This is a genomic window from Agrobacterium sp. ST15.16.055, assembly GCF_027956555.1.
GTDB classification, from domain to species: Bacteria; Pseudomonadota; Alphaproteobacteria; order Rhizobiales; family Rhizobiaceae; genus Agrobacterium; species Agrobacterium salinitolerans.
This window is the reverse complement of sequence record NZ_JAQKGN010000001.1, coordinates 311,458-329,538: the sequence shown is the minus strand read 5'-3', so window position 1 is coordinate 329,538 and position 18,081 is coordinate 311,458. Positions and strand designations below refer to the sequence as shown.

The window sequence follows — 18,081 nt, the reverse complement described above, 5'->3', positions numbered from 1 at the left end:
AGAGTGCGTTCTATCGCTGGCGTTCCCTCTCATCCGACCCTTCGGGCCACCATCTCCCTGGCGGGGAGAAGAAACGCGCGGCACCCGTCAACGCCTGTCATTTGCCTTCAGAAAATCAAAGGCTTTCCAGTTCCTGACGATGCCGGTACATGGCGAGAAAACGACGATAATCCCGCTCATAACGGGGGCCACGCGCCGGATTACCTGATATTTCAGCATTGCCCGGATACATGGCGGCCCCTGCCGCCGCAAGGCTTGCATGCACCCCGCCAGCCGTCGCCGCCGTCATCGCCGTGCCGAGAAGTACCGCATCGGCGGTGGCGGGAACCACGATACGCTTGCCCGTCACATCGGCATAAAGCTCCATCAGCAGCGGGTTCTTCACATGCCCGCCGGTAACGTGCAGACTTTCCACCGCATAACCGAAACGCTCCATGGCGTCGAGCACATGGCGGGCGCCGAGCGCGATGGCGACGGCCGTGCGCCAGTAGAGGCGGCAGAGACTGTCGAAAGAGGTATCCAAAGTCAGTCCGCTGATGACGCCGACGGCATGGGGATCGGCAAGCGGCGAGCGGTTGCCGTGGAAATCCGGCAGGACGTGCAGCCGCTCGGCGAAAGCCTCGCCCTCAAGCGCGCGCAATTCCGTTACCCGCGCAACGATGCGGGCATGTAGCGCCGTATCCGGCTCACCGCCTGCCGCATGCATGCGCACGATATGGTCGAGCAGCGCGCCGGTGGCCGATTGCCCGCCCTCCACCAGCCAGTGCCCGGGCAGGATCGCCTGCCAATAGGGGCCCCAGAGGCTGTGGCCGGGCATCTGCCGCTCCGACATGGCCACAAGGCAGCTCGATGTACCGGCGATCAGCGCCACATGCCGTCCCACATCCGCAGACAGGCAGCCACCTAGCGCACCAAGCGCGCCGGCATAGGCGTCGATCATGCCCGCCGCCACCTGGCAGCCGGTATCGAGACCCAGTTCGGCGGCAGCTTCGGGCGAAAGCGGGCCAATGCTATCACCCGGCATTACCGTGGTCTCCGGCAGCCCTGCCCGCTCTCTCAAATCGGCAAGGCCCGCCAGTTCAAGATAATCCGCCTGCCAGCCGGGATTTTCCTGCGCCAGGAAATTCCACTTCGCCGTCTGCGTGCAATTTGAGCGCTGCGCTGAACCGGTCGCCTTCCAGGTCAGAAAATCCGCCAGATCGAAAGCGAAGCACATGCGCGACCAGCTTGCCGGCATATGCGTCTTCAGCCACATCAGCTTCGGCATCTGCATTTCCGGCGAGACGCTGTTGCCGGCGAAATCCAGCACCCGGTGGCCGGATGCTGTCAGCCGGTCGGCTTCGCCAATCGCCCGGTGATCGAGCCAGACGATAGTGTCGAAGCAGTCTTCGCCGGTAGTAGAAACCGAGACCGGCGCGCCCCGCCCATCGCGGATGACCAGCGAGCAGGTGGCGTCGAAACCGATTGCGGCAATGCTTTGCGATGAAACCCCGGCCTCGGCAAGCGCCGCCCTCACCACGATGCAGACCGCTTTCCATATGTCGGTGGAATCGTGCTCGGCGTGGTTTTCCTGCGGCCTCTGCATCAGGATCGGATGGATGGATCGGGCAAGCAGCCGGCCCGCCGGATCAAAAATGCCGGCCCGGGCGCTGGCGGTGCCGACATCGACAGCGACGAGATTTTGACGCATCAAGACTGCAGTTCCATCCCTTGCGCAACGACCCGGCGACGGCGGCAGGCAAAATCTGCTTCAGCCCGCATCACGTTCCATTTGGCCGTCAAAACTGCCTTTCCCCACATAGCTTGCGACAAGTTGAACCAAATCCGGCATCGCGTCAAACACCACATTCGCCCCAAGCCCGGCGATCTTTTCACGGAATGCGGGAAAGCGCGCATGCGAACCGCCGGTAAAGGCAAAAACGCCCATGCCCGCCGCCTTTGCGGCGGCAATACCGGCCGGGCTGTCCTCAATCACGATGCAGTGACGCGGCTCTACGCCCATTTCACGCGCCGCATGCAGGAAGAGGTCGGGCGCCGGCTTGCCGTTCTTCACCATCGTGGCGCTGAAGACATGGGGTTCGAATTTGTCGATCAGCCCGGTCAGCCCCAGCGAATAACGGATGCGCTCTGGCTGGCTTGAGGAGGCCACACAACGCCGCAGCGGCAGGAGCCTGTCCAGCGTCTCGCCAATGCCGCCAATCGGCCGAAGCTCGGTGCGGAAACGCTCGAATAGCGTCGCCCGCATGTGGTCGAGAAAATCGATGTCCGTCTCGACACCGTAATCCTCAAACAGCGTCGCCGTCATGCTGGCGACGCTGCGGCCGAGAAAGCGCTCATAGGCCTCTTCCTCCCCCATCGCCACGCCGAGATGGGAGAGCATGTCGAGAAGGACCGAAATGGAGACCGGCTCGCTGTCGACGAGAACGCCGTCGCAGTCGAAAATCAAAAGGGGCCCGGTCTCGTCTTCCATTTCGCGGTCACTCTTCAGCCAGCTTGTCATCCAGATAAAGCTTCAAGGTCTTCACCGTGCCGTCTTGCCACAGCGTCTTCAGTGCATGGGCAAAGCGTTTACGGAAAAGCTCCGATTCGGCAACCTCACCGAAAATATCCTCGAACACGAGAAAGGCCATCGGATCGTCCTTGGCCTTGATCGCCGCCGCATGAAGGCGCTCGGCGCTGGCATCGTTGAAGGCGATTTCCTTGCCGCTGTCGGAGGTGCCCTGGAAATAACGGCACCACAGCGCCGAAACCAGCGAAAGGCCGACAATATCCTCGCCGCGCGCCAGCCGGTCGGCGGTGGATGGCAGAATGAATTTCGGCTGGCGGTTGGAGCCGTCCTGCGCCAGGCGCGGAATGGTGTCGCCGATCTTCGGGTTGAGGAAACGGCGCTCGATCAGCGCGAAATAATCGGCGAGATTCGTATCGGGAACCGGTGGAATGACCGGAATGATCTCTTCATTTTCAAGCTTTGCCAGAAATGCCCGGATCAGCGGATGTTCCATCGCCTCATGCACGAAATGAATGTCGAGCAGCGCCGCCGGATAGGCGATTGCCGCGTGGCCGCCATTGAGGATGCGGATTTTCATATGCTCATAGGGCGCGACATCTTTGACGAACTGCACGCCGGCCTTTTCCAGCGCCGGGCGACCGGCGGGGAAATTGTCTTCCATCACCCATTGCTTGAACTCCTCGCAGAAGACAGGCCAATTGTCCTCGATGCCGAAATCGTCGCGGGCGATATTGCGTTCGCGCTCCCCGGTGGCTGGTGTGATGCGGTCGACCATGGAATTGGGGAAAGCGACGTTTTCGCCGATCCAGTTGGCAAAGGCCGGGTCCGACAGGGCCGCAAGCCCGACCACCGCATTTTTCGTCACCTTGCCATTATGGGGAATGTTGTCGCAGGACATGACGGTGAAGGGTTGCAGCCCCTTGTCCCGCCGCGCCTTCAACCCGGCGACGATGAGGCCGAACACGGTTTTCGGTGAAGATGGGTGCCGGCCATCCTCGGCAATGGCCGGGTGCTGCGGATTGAAGGAACCGGAAGCATCGATGAAATAACCACCCTCGGTAATCGTCATCGAGACGATACGGATTTTCGGGTCGGCGAGCGTGTCGATGATGGCCTTCGTGTCGCCGACCGTCAGAATGTCGATCATCGGTCCGGTGACGCGCGCGCCGGTGCGGTTATTGTCCTGCTCCACCACCGTGGTCAGAAAATCCTGCGCGGCGAGTTTCTCGCGCATCACCGCATCAGATGGCAGAACCCCCGCGCCGATGATGGCGAAGTCGTGATCCGCACCCGTGTTGAACAGGTCATCCAGATAAACTGCCTGATGGGCGCGATGGAAATTGCCAACGCCGAAATGCACGATGCCGGCGGAAAGATCGGCCCGGGAATAGGCCGGAACCGCCGCCGTCTTTCTGGCTTCGTCAAGCGTTGCGAGGGAGAGTTTGCATGTCATGTCACGATCCTCGAAGGGGAAACGTTGGTCTTGCCGATCGCCCTCTTGCCGGGCAATCGGCCTGTCGGAACACCGCCAGCTGCAAGAGGCAGTCAGGCGGCAAAGCTTTTTAGGGTCGCTTTCCCCTAGATCGCCTTGCCCTTGTCATCGAACCTGTGAATCTTGGTCTCATCGGGGGTAATGAAGACGGTATCGCCATGCCTACATTCGAACTCGCCATCGGTTCTGGCGGTAATCGGGCCGATGCCTTGGACGTCGAGATGCAGGAAGGTATCGGAGCCGAGATGTTCGGCGACGGTTACCTTGCCCTGCCACAGACCGGCCTCTTTCGACAGCGCCAGATGCTCCGGCCGCACCCCGGCGGTGGTGGCATTCTTGCTGCGGGCATAGTCGCCGGTAATGAGGTTCATGCGCGGCGAGCCGATGAAGCCGGCGACGAAGAGGTTGGCGGGCGAGCGGTAAAGCTCCATCGGCGAGCCGACCTGTTCGATATTGCCGCGGTTGAGGACAACGATCTTGTCGGCCATGGTCATGGCCTCGACCTGGTCGTGGGTGACGTAGATCATCGTCGTTTTCAGCGTGTTGTGCAGCTCGGAGATTTCCAGCCGCATGGTGCCGCGCAGCGCCGCATCGAGGTTGGAGAGCGGCTCGTCGAACAGGAAGGCCTTCGGTTCGCGCACGATGGCGCGGCCGATGGCGACGCGCTGGCGCTGGCCGCCGGACAGCTGCGAGGGCCGGCGTTCGAGATAATCGGTGAGGTTGAGGATGCGGGCGGCATCCTCGACCTTCTTGTCGATGACGGCCTTGTCGAGCTTGGCCATCTTCAGCGGGAAGGCGATGTTGTTGCGCACACTCATATGCGGATAAAGCGCATAGGACTGGAACACCATGGCAAGGCCGCGCTCGGCCGGCGCCTTTTCGGTGGCGTCCTTGCCGTCGATGACGATCTTGCCGCCGGAGACGTCCTCCAGTCCGGCGATGAGGCGCAAAAGCGTGGACTTGCCGCAGCCGGAGGGACCGACGAAGACGACGAATTCACCGTCGTGGATATCGAGATCGATCGACGGGATGACTTTCGCCTCACCGAAGAGCTTGGACACGGTCTGAAGGGAAATGCTGCCCATGTTTGTCGTTCCTTATTTCACGGCGCCGAAGGTCAGGCCACGCACGAGTTGTTTCTGCGAGAACCAGCCGATGACGAGAATGGGGGCGATCGCCATCATCGAGGCGGCCGAGAGTTTTGCCCAGAACAGTCCCTGCGGCGAAGAGAAGGAGGCGATGAAGGCCGTCAGCGGCGCCGCATTTGTGGTCGTCAGCCGGATGGTCCAGAAGGATTCGTTCCAGGCAAGGATGACGTTGAGAAGCAGCGTCGAGGCAATGCCCGGCACCGCCATTGGCGTCAGCACATGCACGATCTCGTTCCAGAGCGAGGCACCATCCATGCGCGCGGCCTCGAGGATCTCGCCGGGGATTTCGCGGAAATAGGTGTAGAGCATCCAGATGACGATCGGCAGGTTGATGAAGGTGAGCATGATGGTCAGCCCGATGCGGGTATCGAGCAGGCCGGCATTGCGGAAGATGAGGTAGATCGGCACCAAGACGGCAACCGCCGGCATCATCTTGGTGGAGAGCATCCACATCAGGATGTCCTTGGTGCGTTTGGTCGGCGAGAACGCCATGGCCCAGGCGGCGGGAATGGCGATGATGAGCGCGATGATCGTCGAGCCGAGCGACAGCACCACCGAGTTCATGAACGGCTTGAAGTAATCGCGCTGGGTTTGCACCGTCACGTAATTCTCAAGCGTGCCCGAGGGAATGAGGCTGAAGCCTGCGATCGCCTCCGGCTCTGTCTTGATGGATGTGAGGAAGGCATAGAGGATCGGGAAGAACAGCAAAAGCGCCACGGCCCATGCCGCGATGGAAAAGCCGATTTTTGCGCGAGTGGTTGTCTTGCGGGCCATGATGTTTCCCCTTTACCGGTCGAGGTTCTTGCCGACGGCGCGCATCAGGAAGATGGCGACGATATTGGCGAGGATGACGGCGATGATGCCGCCGGCCGAAGCGCCGCCGACGTCGTAGCCCAGAAGCGCCGTGCGATAGATGAGGAAGGCAAGGTTGGTGGAGGCGTAACCCGGGCCGCCATTGGTGGTGACGAGGATTTCCGCGTAAACGCCGAGCAGGAAGATCGTCTGGATCAGGATGACGACGGTGATGGCGCGCGACAGGTGCGGTAGCGTCAGATAGATGAAACGGTTGACGAAATTGGCGCCATCCATCTCGGCCGCTTCCTTCTGCTCGCCATCAAGCGACTGCAGGGCGGTCAAGAGAATGAGCGTCGCGAACGGCAGCCATTGCCAGGCGACGATGATGACGATGGAAAGCAGCGGAAACTGCGCGAACCAGTCCACCGGCTGGAAACCGAGGAAGCGGGCAAGGTCGGCCAGCACGCCGTAGCCGGGATGCATGATCATGTTCTTCCACACCAATGCTGCCACCGGCGGCATGACAAAGAAGGGCGAGATGATCATGATGCGCACGATGCCCTGACCGAAAATGTCATTGTCGAGCAGAAGCGCAATGGCGATGCCGCCAACCACCGTGATCAAAAGCACCCCGCCGACGATCAGCAGCGTGTTCCAGATCGACTGGAAGAAGGCCGGGTCGGTATAGAAATACTGGTAATTGAAAAGACCGGCGAAGCTGACATTGGCCGGGTTGAGGAGATTGTAGTTCTGGAACGAAAACCACAGGGTCATCGCCAAAGGCACGATCATCCACACCAGCAACAACAGCACCGACGGCGCAAGCATTACCCGCGCTAATCCGCTCGTGTTTCGGGTTGCCATTGCACTCACCTCCCCTTGGGCCTGGGCGTCACGACATGCGCCCGGCATATCCGGAAGAACCGGCTCATTCTTGTTTTGATGTGAAAGGCTTAAATGCCGCCGTACGGACCGCGGCTTCCGATCCCCAAGGTTCGCTGCCCGGCGTTGACGCCGGACAGCGATCTTCAGGAGGATTACTTGATGTAGCCGGCGCGGGTCATTTCACGCGTCGCAGTCGACTGGGCGCCCGCAAGCGCATCATCGACGCTGGACTGGCCGGCAACAACCGCCGAGAACAGCTGGCCGACCGTGGTGCCAAGCGCCTGGAATTCAGGGATCGCCACGAACTGGCCGCCGGTATAAGGCACGGGCTTTACAGTCGGCTTGGTAATGTCGGCGGCGTCCATCGCGGCAAGCGTCGGCTTGGCGAAGGCGGCGGCCTTTTCATACTCGGCGTTCTTGTAAAGCGAGGTGCGGGTGCCCGGAGGCACGTTTGCCCAGCCTTCCTTCGAAGCGACAAGCTCGGTGTAATCCTTGCTCGTCGCCCAGGAAATGAACTTCTCGGCCGCTTCCGCCTTCTGCGAGCTCTTCGGGATCGCGAGGTTCCACGACCACAGCCAGTTGCCGTGGTTCTTCAGTTCGCCATGCGTCGGGAACAACGCATAACCGACCTTGTCGGCAACGGTCGAATCCTTCGGGTTGGACACGAAGGAGGCAGCAACCGTGGCGTCGATCCACATGCCGCATTTGCCCTGCTGGAACAGCGTCAGGTTTTCGTTGAAGCCATTGGAGGAAGCACCGGACGGGCCGGCATCCTTCATCAGGTCGACGTAGAACTGCAGGGAGCTCTTCCATTCCGGCTGGTCGAACTGCGGTTTCCAGTTTTCATCGAACCAGCGGCCGCCGAAGGAGTTGTTGAGCGCGCTGATGAAGGCCATGTTTTCGCCCCAGCCGGCCTTGCCGCGCAGGCAGATGCCGTTGATATCGGCCTTGCGGTCGGTGATCTTGCGGGCGGCGTCGCCGATGAATTCCCAGGTCGGGTTTTCAGGCATCTTGAGGCCTGCTTTTTCGAACAGGTCCTTGCGATACATGATCATGGCGGATTCGCCATAGAAGGGCGCGGCGTAAAGTTTACCGTCCATGGAAAGACCGCCCCGGATCGCCGGCAGCAGATCGTCGACGTCATATTTGTCGCCGAGCTTTTCAAGCGGCAGCAGCCAGCCCTGCTTGGCCCAGATCGGCACTTCGTAGTTACCGATAGTCATGATGTCATATTGACCGCCGTTTGTGGCGATATCGGTCGTCACACGCTCGCGCAGGACGTTTTCTTCAAGCGTCACCCATTCGACCTTAATGTCAGGGTTCTTGGTGGTGAAGTCCGAGGTCAGACCCTGCATGCGGATCATGTCGCCGTTGTTCACGGTCGCGATGGTCAGCGTCTCGGCGGAAGCAAGGGTCGAAAAGGCGAGTGCCGAGCATGCGCCCAGCAAAATGGTCTTCAATGTCATATCTTCCTCCCAGAAGAAAAATGATGAGCATTCGCTTTGCTCTAGGGCATTTACTCACTTCATAAGCAAAAATGTCAAGCGACATCCTGGGCTGCGACGCACAGGGAAAAACCAAGCCATTGATTTTATGTGTTTAATTTTTGCTCAATGAGTGAGCAAATATTCGCCGGTAATCTCATCGGTGATGAGGCCGTTCAGCAGACCGCCCCTCAGCGCCGCCAGAATCGAAGCGTTCTTGCGTGCGCCCTGCGCCATGCCGATGACGGTGCAGGTCTCTCTTGAAGGGATGGGAACAGAGGCGACGCGCTCGTTGACGGCGTGCTCGAGAATGCGGCCATTGGCATCATACATCCAGCCGCAAATCTCTCCGATCGCCCCGCTCGCCATCAGCGCCTTCATCTCATCCACGCCGAGGAAACCATCGACGCAGAGCGGTGCGTTTTCGCCAAGTTCGCCGACGCCGACGAAGGTGACATTGGCGGCAGAACCCAGCGCCAGCGTGGAGCGCACCATGGACTGGTCGTGCAGCAATTCGCGCTCTTCCGCAGAAGAACATAGAACCGGCAGCGGCATTGGGAAATGCCGCGCCTTGATGGCATCGGCCATGCTGAAGATGACGTTATAATATGCGGCCGAGCCATCCGGCCCGATATTACCCGTCAGCGACACGATACGGTGCTGCGGGCATTCCATCGGCGGCAGTTGGTCGACAGCGGCCTTCAAGGTACGGCCGGTGCCGATGGCGAGCACGATGGGATCGGCATTTTTCAGCCAGCGCTCGATTTCCGCCGCCCCGGCCTCGGCAATGCCGACAGTGGAGGAGACCCCGGCCGGATCGCTTGGCACCACCTCAATATATTTGAGGTCGAATTTCTCCTTCAGCCGTTCGGCTTTTTCGAGACAGGCGGCGATGGGGTGATCGAGCCGGACCTTGATCAACCGCTCGGCGACCGCAAGCGACACCAGCCGCTGCGCCGATTGCCGGGAAATGCCCATGGCAGCGGCGATCTCATCCTGCGTGCGGCCGGCGACATAATAAAGCCAGCCGGCGCGGGCCGCATCGTCCAGCCGTCCATGTGCGTCGTTTCGTCTGGCCATGCCGCCGCCCTTTGAGAATTATTCTTGCGCATTTGCTGGCATTTTTTTGCATCGGCTGTCAAACGTGAGATGAGGAAGAGAGCGTGCAGTTAGCCGGTACGGCGCGTTTCCTCTCCCCCGGCGGGGCGCGTTGCAATACCCAGCGGCGGCATCGAGGTCGCCGTTGCGGCCTCTGGGCGGATGCGCCGCCGTCGTCTCAATGGTCGTCGCATCCAGCACCGCGCCGCGCCGCAGGATCGGGCCGGCAGCGTCAAGCTGCCGGTCGAGTTCACCAAACAGCTTCTCCAGAAGACCTTCGACGATCGGCAGGCTGCGGAAACGGCAAGGCCTGGAATGCTCGGGAACGACCTCTTGCAGTGCAAGTCCGATGAAATGCCTGAACGACAGCCGGTCGCCCAACGCCTCCTCAAGTTCCATCTCGGAAAACCCATAAAGCGACCGCAAAGCGGCGCCTTGAACTTCACCAGCGGCTCATAGGCCCGACGCCCGACGCTTTTCTCATCACGAAGACGCGACAGAAGCTTCTCGAACTGCCGCGGCGAAGGCGAAAGCTGCAATCGCTCGCTTCCAAGGGCGATACGGTCCGTATGCTGCGCCGGATTTACAGTCCCACTCCCTCTGGGGAGGCGAACGAAGAACAGGGTTCTACAATTCCGAACTATTAGGATATTTTTTCCCTCTAAAAGATTTATTGGAACCGGATTTTATTCATACTATTTTTCACGCAATGCCAATTCTCGCTCTCGACGGGCGCCTCCTGTAGTTTCCCACGACAATCAAAAGGAAATGCCCATGGCCCTCTCTTTCTCCAGATTTACCGCAAAATTGATCGCCGGAGCCGCCATCATCGCTTCGATGGCCACAGCAGCCCATGCGGATGCGACGCTCGACCGGATCAAGGGTCGCGGCAAGCTCACCGTCGGCGTCATCCTCTCCGGCGCGCCCTTCGGCTTCATCGACCCGAAGACACAGGAGCAGAAGGGTCTCAACATCGACGTCGCCAAGGCTCTGGCCGCCGGCCTCGGTGTCGAACTGGTCACCGAAACCGTGACCCCGCCCAACCGCGTTCAGTTCCTGCAGCAGGGCAAGGTCGATATTCTGATCGCCAACATGCAATACACGGAAGAACGCGCCAAAACGCTGGGCTACGTGCCTACCCCCTATGATCGCCAGGGCGGCGCCGCCATCGGCCGCAAGGACAGTGGCATCAAGGACTGGCCGGACCTGAAGGGTAAAATCGCCTGCGTTTCACAAGGCTCGAACTACACCCAGCCGCTGATCGAACAATATGGCGCGCAGGTAAAGGCGCTGCCGAGCCAGCCGGAATCGCTGCTGGCGCTCAAGGGCGGCAATTGCGATGTCTCCGTTCACGTCAACGGCACGCTGAGCCTGATGCTTCAGGACCGCGCCGATGAGTGGAAGGATTACGGCATCCTGATCCCCACCGACCTCATCCCTTCCGATTCCGTGATCTGGCTGCGCAAGGGTGAGGCTGACACACAGGCCGCTCTCGACAAGATCGTCAAGGACCTGCACGCTTCCGGCAAGATGCTCGAATTCGCCAAGGCCAACCGTCTGCCGAGCATCGGTTACATGGAAGAGCAGCAGAAGAAGCTTTCGGCCGCGCCATAAACGGCCAGACGGTCTTGGCTGTCCCGTCGCCTCCAGATGGCGGATGGCGTTTACGCCAACCCTCAAGAACGGCCGGTTTCGCCTGTCGTTCTTTTTCGCTCTACAAAACGGCAGGCCATTCCGGCGCCGCTCGCGAGGCGGCGCCCGCAATAAAAGCATGGATTTCCGATGCAGGATTCACTTACAGCGCGCTTTATAGAACTGGCTGCGCATTTCGGCCTCAACTATGATTTTCTGAACAGCGGGTATGAGGTTCAGATCTGGCTTGACGGCATGAAGATGACGCTCATCCTCGTCTCTGTCACCTTGCCGCTCAGCCTCGTCTTCGGCTTCATTTTCGCGGCCATCCTGACATCGGGCAAGAGCTGGCTTTCCGGTCCCGTGCGCGCCTATGTGGAGCTGACACGCAACACGCCGACGCTGGTGCAGCTGATGTGCGGGTTCCTCGTGCTTAACATGCTGATTTCCAATGCGCTGGGCGGCGCGCAGAACAATCCGCTAACACCCTTTTTCTGGGTGGTCGCCATCACCGGCCTGCATATTGCCGCTTTCCATGCGGAAGCGTTGCGCGGTGGTATCGAGGCGGTGCCGGCCACCACCATCGAGGCGGCGCGCGCGATCGGTTTCAGTTCATTCGAGATTTTACGCTATGTGGAGTTTCCGCTGGCAATCCGCACGGCGCTGCCCTCCATCATCAACAACCTCGTCAATCTGGTAAAGCTCACCACGGTCGGCTCGGCCATTGCGGTGGGTGAAATCACCTATGCCTCAATCCTGATCTGGACCCAGCGCGACAATGTGGTCGAGCTGATGCTCGTCATCCTCATCTTTTTCAGCGTCATCAATTTCATCGTCGCAAGGGCCGGTCTCTGGCTGGAGCGGCGTCTTGCTGTTCCGGGGTTTGGTCAATGAGTGCGGTGGTTTCTCCAACACAGGCGGTAAGGAAGCCGCCCTTCGGTACCATTCTGCTGCTCGGCGTGGTGATATCGGTCATCCTGTGGCTGATCCTCGATCCCTCGCTCGGCCAGGTGCTGCTGCAATGGCTGCCCTATCTTGCCAAGGGTTTCGCCATGAACGTGCTGATCAGCGTTCTGGCAATCGCCATCGGCACCTTCATCGGCGTCCTACTCGGCATCATGGAGCTTGCGCCCTATCGTCTCGTGCGCGCGCCGGCGCTTACCTATGTGCAAATCTTCCGCAACGCGCCGCATCTGGTGCTGATCTTTGCCGCGACCTACATCTTCCCCTTCGAGATTGTCGCCTTCGGCAACTACATTCCCTTCCCGGACTGGATCAAGGCCGTCGTCGGTCTCGCCATTCCGGCCAGCGCCCATATCGCCGAAATCACCCGCGGCGCCATCCAGTCCATTCCGACGGCGCAATGGGAAGCGGCGCAGGGCCTCGGTTTTTCGCGCAACCAGACGCTGCGCTGGATCATCCTGCCGCAATGCGTGAAACGTTCGCTGCCGCCATGGATGAACCTCTACGCGTCGATCACTATGGGTACGGCGCTCGCCTCGCTGGTCGGCGTGCATGAACTTCTGCACGCCGCGACGGACGCCAGCACCGCCGTGCAGCGCAACGATTTCACCGTCGTGGTCTATCTCACCGTTCTGATGGCGTTCTTCCTGTTCTGCTATCCCGTCTCCCGTTTCACGCAGCGCCTGGAACGGCGCTTCGCCTCCCGCTGATTGGAACAAGCCATGTCCGCACCCGCACCACAAACCGCCGAAAAAGCTCTGGTTGAACTGGAAGGCATACACCTGGCCTTCGGCGACAATCAGGTCCTGAAGGGCATCGATCTTACGGTCAACAAAGGCGACGCCGTCTCTATCATCGGCCCTTCCGGCTCCGGCAAATCCACCATCCTGCGCTGCATCAACGGCCTGCTCATTCCGCAATCGGGCAAGATCACCGTCGGCGGCACCCGCGTGGACCAGTTGAAGACCGAGGCTGAGCGCATTGCACTGCGCAAGCGCATTGGTATCGTTTTCCAGCAGTTCAATCTCTTTCCGCATCTGACGGTGATGGAAAATATCACCATTGCACCAATCAAGATTCTCGGCACGCCGAAGGCGGAAGCCGAGCGACATGCCCGCGAACTGCTGGAAAAAGTGCACCTTTCCCAGAAGGTCGATGCCTATCCCGGCCAGCTTTCCGGTGGCCAGCAACAGCGCGTGGCGATTGCCCGCGCACTCGCCATGCGGCCGGAACTGGTGTTGTTCGATGAGGTCACTTCCGCGCTCGACCCGGAAACCGTGGGCGAAGTGCTCGCCGTCATCCGCGATCTCGTCAATGACGGTATGACCAGCATTCTCGTCACGCACGAAATGCGTTTTGCCGAAGAAATCAGCGATAATATCGTCTTCACCGAAAACGGTCTGATCGTCGATCAGGGCACGCCGGAGCATATCTTCTACAAGTCGACCAATCCGCGCATCAACGCCTTCGTCAAGGGTCTTGGCGGACAGGTGGCGCGGGTGAATGACGGTGAAGGGATCTGACGCCATGGTCGCCGAGGAAAAACTCACCCTTCGTCTGGCCGAAGCGATTGCCGCATCTGACCCCCTGCATGACGAAGAGGCTGTTACCATCGCCCGCACGGCGCTGATCGATTTTTTCGCCTGCGTGCTGGGCGGCGCTGCCGACAGAAGCACGAAAATCCTGATCGGTACCTTCGCGTCCGGCATACAGGGCGCAGCCGGAATCATCGGCCACGATCTTCGCACGGACGCCTTTACGGCCTCCCTTATCAACGGCCATGCCGGCCATGTGCTCGACTATGATGATGTCCATGGCAGCGTGCGCGGCCACCCCACTGTCGCCATCATCCCGGCTTTGCTGGCTATTGCGGTCGAAGAGGGATCAACGGCGGATGCCTTCATCGCCGCCTATATCGTCGGGCTTGAAACCATGGCGCGGATCGGCCTCTCGCTCGGCACCAGGCATTACGAAAACGGCTTCCACGCCACCGCCACGCTCGGCCCCATCGGCGCTGCGGCGGCGATTGCCCATCTCCTGAAATTCGATACGAAGACCACGGCCACAGCACTCGGTCTCGCCGCCACGCAATCGGCCGGGCTTCGTTTGCAATTCGGGTTCGACGCTAAGCCGCTGCATGCAGGGCTTGCCGCCCGCGCTGGCCTCACTGCTGCGCGGTTGGCGCGATCGGGCTTTCAGGGCGCGCCAGATTTTCTGGAAAACCCCATCGGTTTTTATTCCGCCTACGCCTTCGGCGCCGAGCAGCCGAAACGTGTTCTCTCCGGCTGGGGCGCACCCTGGCAGATCGTCTCGCCCGGCCTCACCCTCAAGGCTTTTCCGTGCTGCACCGCCAGCCATCCCGTTGCTGTCGGCGCGCTGGCGTTGCGCAACAACCACGATCTGACGCCAGATGAGATCGAAACGGTCACCATCACCTTCCCGCCGGGCGGCGATGCCGCCCTCGTTGGCTCGGCCACGCCCGCGACGGGCATCGATGCACGCTTCAGCGCCGAATATGTCTTTGCCGCCGCGCTGACGGATGGAGCGCTCGCCATCGGCCATTTCGACGAGCGCGCGACGCGCGCCGATCTGCTTGCCCTTTCCGCCAGGATCGCGCGCCGGCATGACGAGACAGCCCGCCGCCTCTCGCCCGATCCGACCACCCGGTTCGTGATCATCGACGTGACGAAGAAGGACGGCACGGTGCTGTCACGCCGTGTCGACGGCCTCCCCGGCATCGATGACCCGACCGAAAAATTTGCCGACGCGACCGGCGGCAATGAAAAATTCGCCGGCATCCCGGCACTGGTGCGGAGCATGAAGACCGCAGCCGACCTCCGGAAGCTCGTGGCGCTTCTGACAACTGACATATAACTCGACCGACATGAAGGCATGATCCCCATGACCAATACGACCCGCGACAGACAGATGCATCTCGGCCTTTTCCTGCAAGGCGCCGGGCACCACGTTTCCGGCTGGCGTCACCCCGATGCGGAGGCCGGTAGCGAGAACTTGGATCTGCTCACCCGCGTCACAAAAATGGCGGAAGCCGCAAAATTCGACATGGTATTCCTCGCCGACGGCCTCACCAGCGGCGTCGACGCCCACCCTTCCATGATCGCGCGCTTCGAGCCGCTGACGTTGCTGGCGGCGCTTGCCATGGTGACTGACAAGATCGGTCTGGCCGCCACCGCCTCCACCACCTATGGCGAGCCGTACCACACCGCCCGCGCCTTCGCTTCCATCGATCATCTCAGCCATGGCCGCGCGGCGTGGAACATCGTCACCACCTCTTACGCTCGCACGGCGGCGAATTTTTCCAAGGACCATCCCGAGCATGACGAGCGTTATGCGGTGGCGGAAGAATATGTGAATGTGGTACGCGGCCTTTGGGACAGCTGGGATGACGACGCCTTCATCAAGGACAAGCAGGCGGGCCGCTACGTCGATCCCGAGAAAGTCCATGTCCTCAACCACGAAGGCAAATATTTCACGGTCAAGGGGCCGCTCAATATTCCGCGCTCGCCGCAGGGCCACCCGGTTCTCATCCAGGCCGGCTCTTCCGGTCCCGGGCAGGATCTCGCGGCCCGCACCGCCGATATCGTCTTCACCGCCCAGCAGGCGATTTCCGAGGCACAGGCCTTCTATACCAGCCTCAAGGCTCGCGTAGCGAAATTCGGCCGCGATCCGGCCAGCGTCGCCGTGATGCCCGGTTTCATGCCGATTATCGGCAGGAGCTTTGAAGAGGCTGGCGAAAAGCTGAAGGAACTGAACCGTTGGACCGATATCAAGAGCGCCATGCCGCTGCTTGAGGAACGCATCGGCCACAGCCTCACGGATTACGATCTCGACGGCCCGCTGCCGGACCTGCCGATTTCCGACCAACTGCGCAGCCGCGCCGAACTTCTGACCGAACTGGCGCGCCGCGAAAAGCTGACGATCCGGGAGCTGGCGCTGCGCGTCGCCGCCGGTCGCGGCCACCATATCGTCATGGGCACGGCCAAGGATGTCGCCGACCGCATGCAGGAATGGTTCGAAAACGGTGCGGCCGATGGCTTTAACGTCATGCCGCCCTTCTTCCCCGGCGGGTTGGAGGAATTCAACCGCGAGGTCGTTCCACTCCTGCAGGAGCGCGGCCTGTTCCGCAAGGACTACGAAGGCTCGACGCTGCGCGACCATCTCGGTATCGCAAGGCCGGCGCTGCGGTAAAAAAGCCATGCGGATGCCCGTTCAAAGGCATCCGCATCCACCGGATCTCATTCTCAAGCTGAAGCGGGCCTGAGCCTGCTCCTTTACGCGGCCGCCCGTGCCGATAGCTTGTCGCGCCGGATGGTATTGGCGGTATCCGAGCGGGTGGACGATCCGTCTTCGCGTTGGACTGTGCGGCGGTTCAACTTGAAGAGGCTGACGAGCTGTGCCAGCGCATCCGCTCCCTGCGCCAACGTGGTGCTGATCACCGTGGTGCGGGCGCTCATCGCCGCGTTTTCCTGCGTCATCCGGTCCAGCCGGTTGACTGCCTTGTTGATCTCGCTGATGCCGGCAGCCTGCTCGTCAGCCGCCTTGGCGATCATGTCGACATTGCCGTCAATGTGCCTGACCAGCGCGTCGATCTGCTTCAGCGCTTCGCCGGTTTCGCCCACCAGCCTGACGCCTTCCAGAACCTCGGTCCCGGAATTGTTGATCAACGCCTTGATTTCCTTGGCGGCATTGGCGGAACGCTGCGCCAGCTCGCGCACTTCCTGCGCCACGACGGCAAAACCTTTACCTGCATCGCCCGCCCGCGCGGCCTCCACACCGGCATTCAACGCCAGCAGGTTCGTCTGAAAGGCGATTTCGTCGATCACACCGATGATCTGACTGATCTCCCGCGAGGCCGTCTCGATACGCTGCATGGCGTCGACTGTCCGCTCCACGACCTCGGTGGAGGCCACGGTGGATGTCCGCGCGCTCTGAACCAGCTTGCGCGTCTCTTTCATGTTTTCAGTCGACGAACGCACCGTCGCGGTGATTTCTTCGAGTGCTGCCGAGGTCTCCTCAAGCGCCACCGCCTGCTCACGCGAACGTTCGGCGAGATTGACGGAGGCTTCGCTGACCTCCTGGCTGCTGCGGGTCAGGTCTCCGGTCTGGCCAAGAACGTTTTCCAGCGTCTTCTGGAATTCAGCGATCGATTTATTGAAATCGCGGCGCAGTCGTTCGAACTCGCCGACGAAGGGTTTGTCCAGCGTAATGCGGATATTGCATTGAGAAAGCCGCTCTAGCGCAGCACCAAGTTCCTCGACCGCATGCATCCGGTCCGTCACATCGAAAGCGAATTTCACGACCTTAAAGACACGACCCCGATCATCGATGATCGGATTATAGGAGGCCTGAATAAAAACGCGTTTGCCATCCTTGCCAAGGCGCATGAATTGCCCCGTCGAGAAATGTCCCTTTCCGAGTTCTTTCCAGAAATCCCGATAGTCCTGGGACTGGGCATAGGTCGGCTCGCAGAACATCGAATGATGTTTGCCGATGATGTCTTCCGCGGTGTAACCGAGCGTCGCGAGGAAATTTTCGTTGGCGCTGAGGATTTTTCCATCGGGCGTAAATTCGATCATGGCCTGCGCGCGGGAGAGCGCCGCCAGTTTCCCGTTATCCTCAGCGCTCCTGCGCTTGATCGAGGTGATGTCGGTTGCGATCTTGACCACCTTGTAGGGTTTACCGAAACGGAACACCGGGTTGTAGGAAGCCTCGATCCAGATTTCGTCGCCATTCTTGGCGCGACGACGATACTGGCCCTGATCGTATTCGCCACGCGACAGCTTCGCCCAGAAGCTTTTGTATTCAGGCGATGCCGAATCTTCGGGAGACAGGAACATGCTGTGGGCACGCCCAACGATTTCAGACTGCTGATAGCCGACGGTCTTGCAGAAATTATCGTTCGCTCTCAAAATCTTGCCGGTCAGATCGAACTCGATGATGGCCTGCGAGCGGCCAAGCGCATCAAGCACTGCAGAAGCGTCCGGACCAAGTTTAGAAAAGTAAGACATCTTTTTGAACCCTCAAACAGCAACCCATATGCAGACCTCTTTCACC

At 60.5% G+C, this 18,081-nt stretch carries 15 protein-coding genes and 1 pseudogene; 6 read left to right on the top strand and 10 right to left on the bottom strand.

Features of this window, described 5'->3' with window-relative positions; translation table 11 throughout:
- Positions 1–115 precede the first annotated feature (115 nt).
- The 9 genes and pseudogenes from PL599_RS01590 to PL599_RS01550 all read right to left on the bottom strand — a co-directional run.
- A complete protein-coding gene (locus PL599_RS01590) occupies positions 116–1,690 on the bottom strand; it encodes an FGGY-family carbohydrate kinase (RefSeq protein WP_269823581.1) in 1,575 nt (524 codons plus the stop codon).
- A 60-nt stretch (positions 1,691–1,750) separates the two neighbouring features.
- Positions 1,751–2,470 carry an HAD family hydrolase gene (locus tag PL599_RS01585; protein WP_269823580.1) on the bottom strand — a complete coding sequence of 240 codons (720 nt, stop codon included), beginning with the start codon at positions 2,468–2,470 and terminating at the stop codon, positions 1,751–1,753.
- A 7-nt stretch (positions 2,471–2,477) separates the two neighbouring features.
- Positions 2,478–3,962 carry a mannitol dehydrogenase family protein gene (locus tag PL599_RS01580; RefSeq protein WP_269823555.1) on the bottom strand — a complete coding sequence of 495 codons (1,485 nt, stop codon included), beginning with the start codon at positions 3,960–3,962 and terminating at the stop codon, positions 2,478–2,480.
- Between the two features lie 125 nt (positions 3,963–4,087).
- On the bottom strand, positions 4,088–5,086 hold the full coding sequence (locus PL599_RS01575) for an ABC transporter ATP-binding protein (protein ID WP_269823554.1): 999 nt from the start codon (positions 5,084–5,086) through the stop codon (positions 4,088–4,090).
- A 12-nt stretch (positions 5,087–5,098) separates the two neighbouring features.
- On the bottom strand, positions 5,099–5,923 hold the full coding sequence (locus PL599_RS01570) for a carbohydrate ABC transporter permease (protein WP_003525171.1): 825 nt from the start codon (positions 5,921–5,923) through the stop codon (positions 5,099–5,101).
- A gap of 12 nt (positions 5,924–5,935) precedes the next feature.
- Positions 5,936–6,808, bottom strand: a complete 873-nt coding sequence (locus PL599_RS01565; protein ID WP_077985038.1) for a carbohydrate ABC transporter permease — start codon at positions 6,806–6,808, stop codon at positions 5,936–5,938.
- Between the two features lie 173 nt (positions 6,809–6,981).
- Positions 6,982–8,295 (bottom strand): ABC transporter substrate-binding protein, encoded by a 1,314-nt coding sequence (locus tag PL599_RS01560; protein ID WP_142911948.1) that lies wholly within the window; start codon positions 8,293–8,295, stop codon positions 6,982–6,984.
- Between the two features lie 144 nt (positions 8,296–8,439).
- Entirely contained in the window at positions 8,440–9,393 is a 954-nt protein-coding gene (locus PL599_RS01555) for a sugar-binding transcriptional regulator (protein ID WP_269823553.1), read from the bottom strand.
- Positions 9,394–9,533: 140 nt separating this feature from the next.
- A pseudogene (locus tag PL599_RS01550) lies at positions 9,534–9,926 on the bottom strand (transposase); the annotation flags it as partial.
- Positions 9,927–10,185: 259 nt separating this feature from the next.
- Between PL599_RS01550 and PL599_RS01545 the strand changes: the two are divergent.
- From PL599_RS01545 to PL599_RS01520, 6 genes are all read left to right on the top strand, one after another.
- Positions 10,186–11,025: a transporter substrate-binding domain-containing protein gene (locus PL599_RS01545; RefSeq protein WP_269823552.1), complete on the top strand. Its 840-nt coding sequence runs from the start codon at positions 10,186–10,188 to the stop codon at positions 11,023–11,025.
- A gap of 168 nt (positions 11,026–11,193) precedes the next feature.
- Positions 11,194–11,937, top strand: coding sequence for an amino acid ABC transporter permease (locus PL599_RS01540; RefSeq protein WP_271358779.1), 744 nt, complete (start codon positions 11,194–11,196; stop codon positions 11,935–11,937).
- Positions 11,934–12,716, top strand: a complete 783-nt coding sequence (locus PL599_RS01535; protein WP_269823551.1) for an amino acid ABC transporter permease — start codon at positions 11,934–11,936, stop codon at positions 12,714–12,716. Before PL599_RS01540 ends, PL599_RS01535 begins: the two co-directional genes overlap by 4 nt.
- Positions 12,717–12,728: 12 nt before the next feature.
- Positions 12,729–13,529, top strand: coding sequence for an amino acid ABC transporter ATP-binding protein (locus PL599_RS01530; RefSeq protein ID WP_269823550.1), 801 nt, complete (start codon positions 12,729–12,731; stop codon positions 13,527–13,529).
- Between the two features lie 4 nt (positions 13,530–13,533).
- Positions 13,534–14,880, top strand: a complete 1,347-nt coding sequence (locus tag PL599_RS01525) for an MmgE/PrpD family protein (protein WP_271358795.1) — start codon at positions 13,534–13,536, stop codon at positions 14,878–14,880.
- 18 nt (positions 14,881–14,898) lie between these two features.
- Positions 14,899–16,215, top strand: a complete 1,317-nt coding sequence (locus PL599_RS01520) for an LLM class flavin-dependent oxidoreductase (RefSeq protein WP_173990798.1) — start codon at positions 14,899–14,901, stop codon at positions 16,213–16,215.
- 83 nt (positions 16,216–16,298) lie between these two features.
- Here PL599_RS01520 and PL599_RS01515 read toward each other — a convergent pair whose 3' ends face one another.
- Complete coding sequence (locus PL599_RS01515; protein WP_269823549.1) at positions 16,299–18,035, bottom strand: methyl-accepting chemotaxis protein; 1,737 nt, start codon at positions 18,033–18,035, stop codon at positions 16,299–16,301.
- Positions 18,036–18,081: the final 46 nt, after the last annotated feature.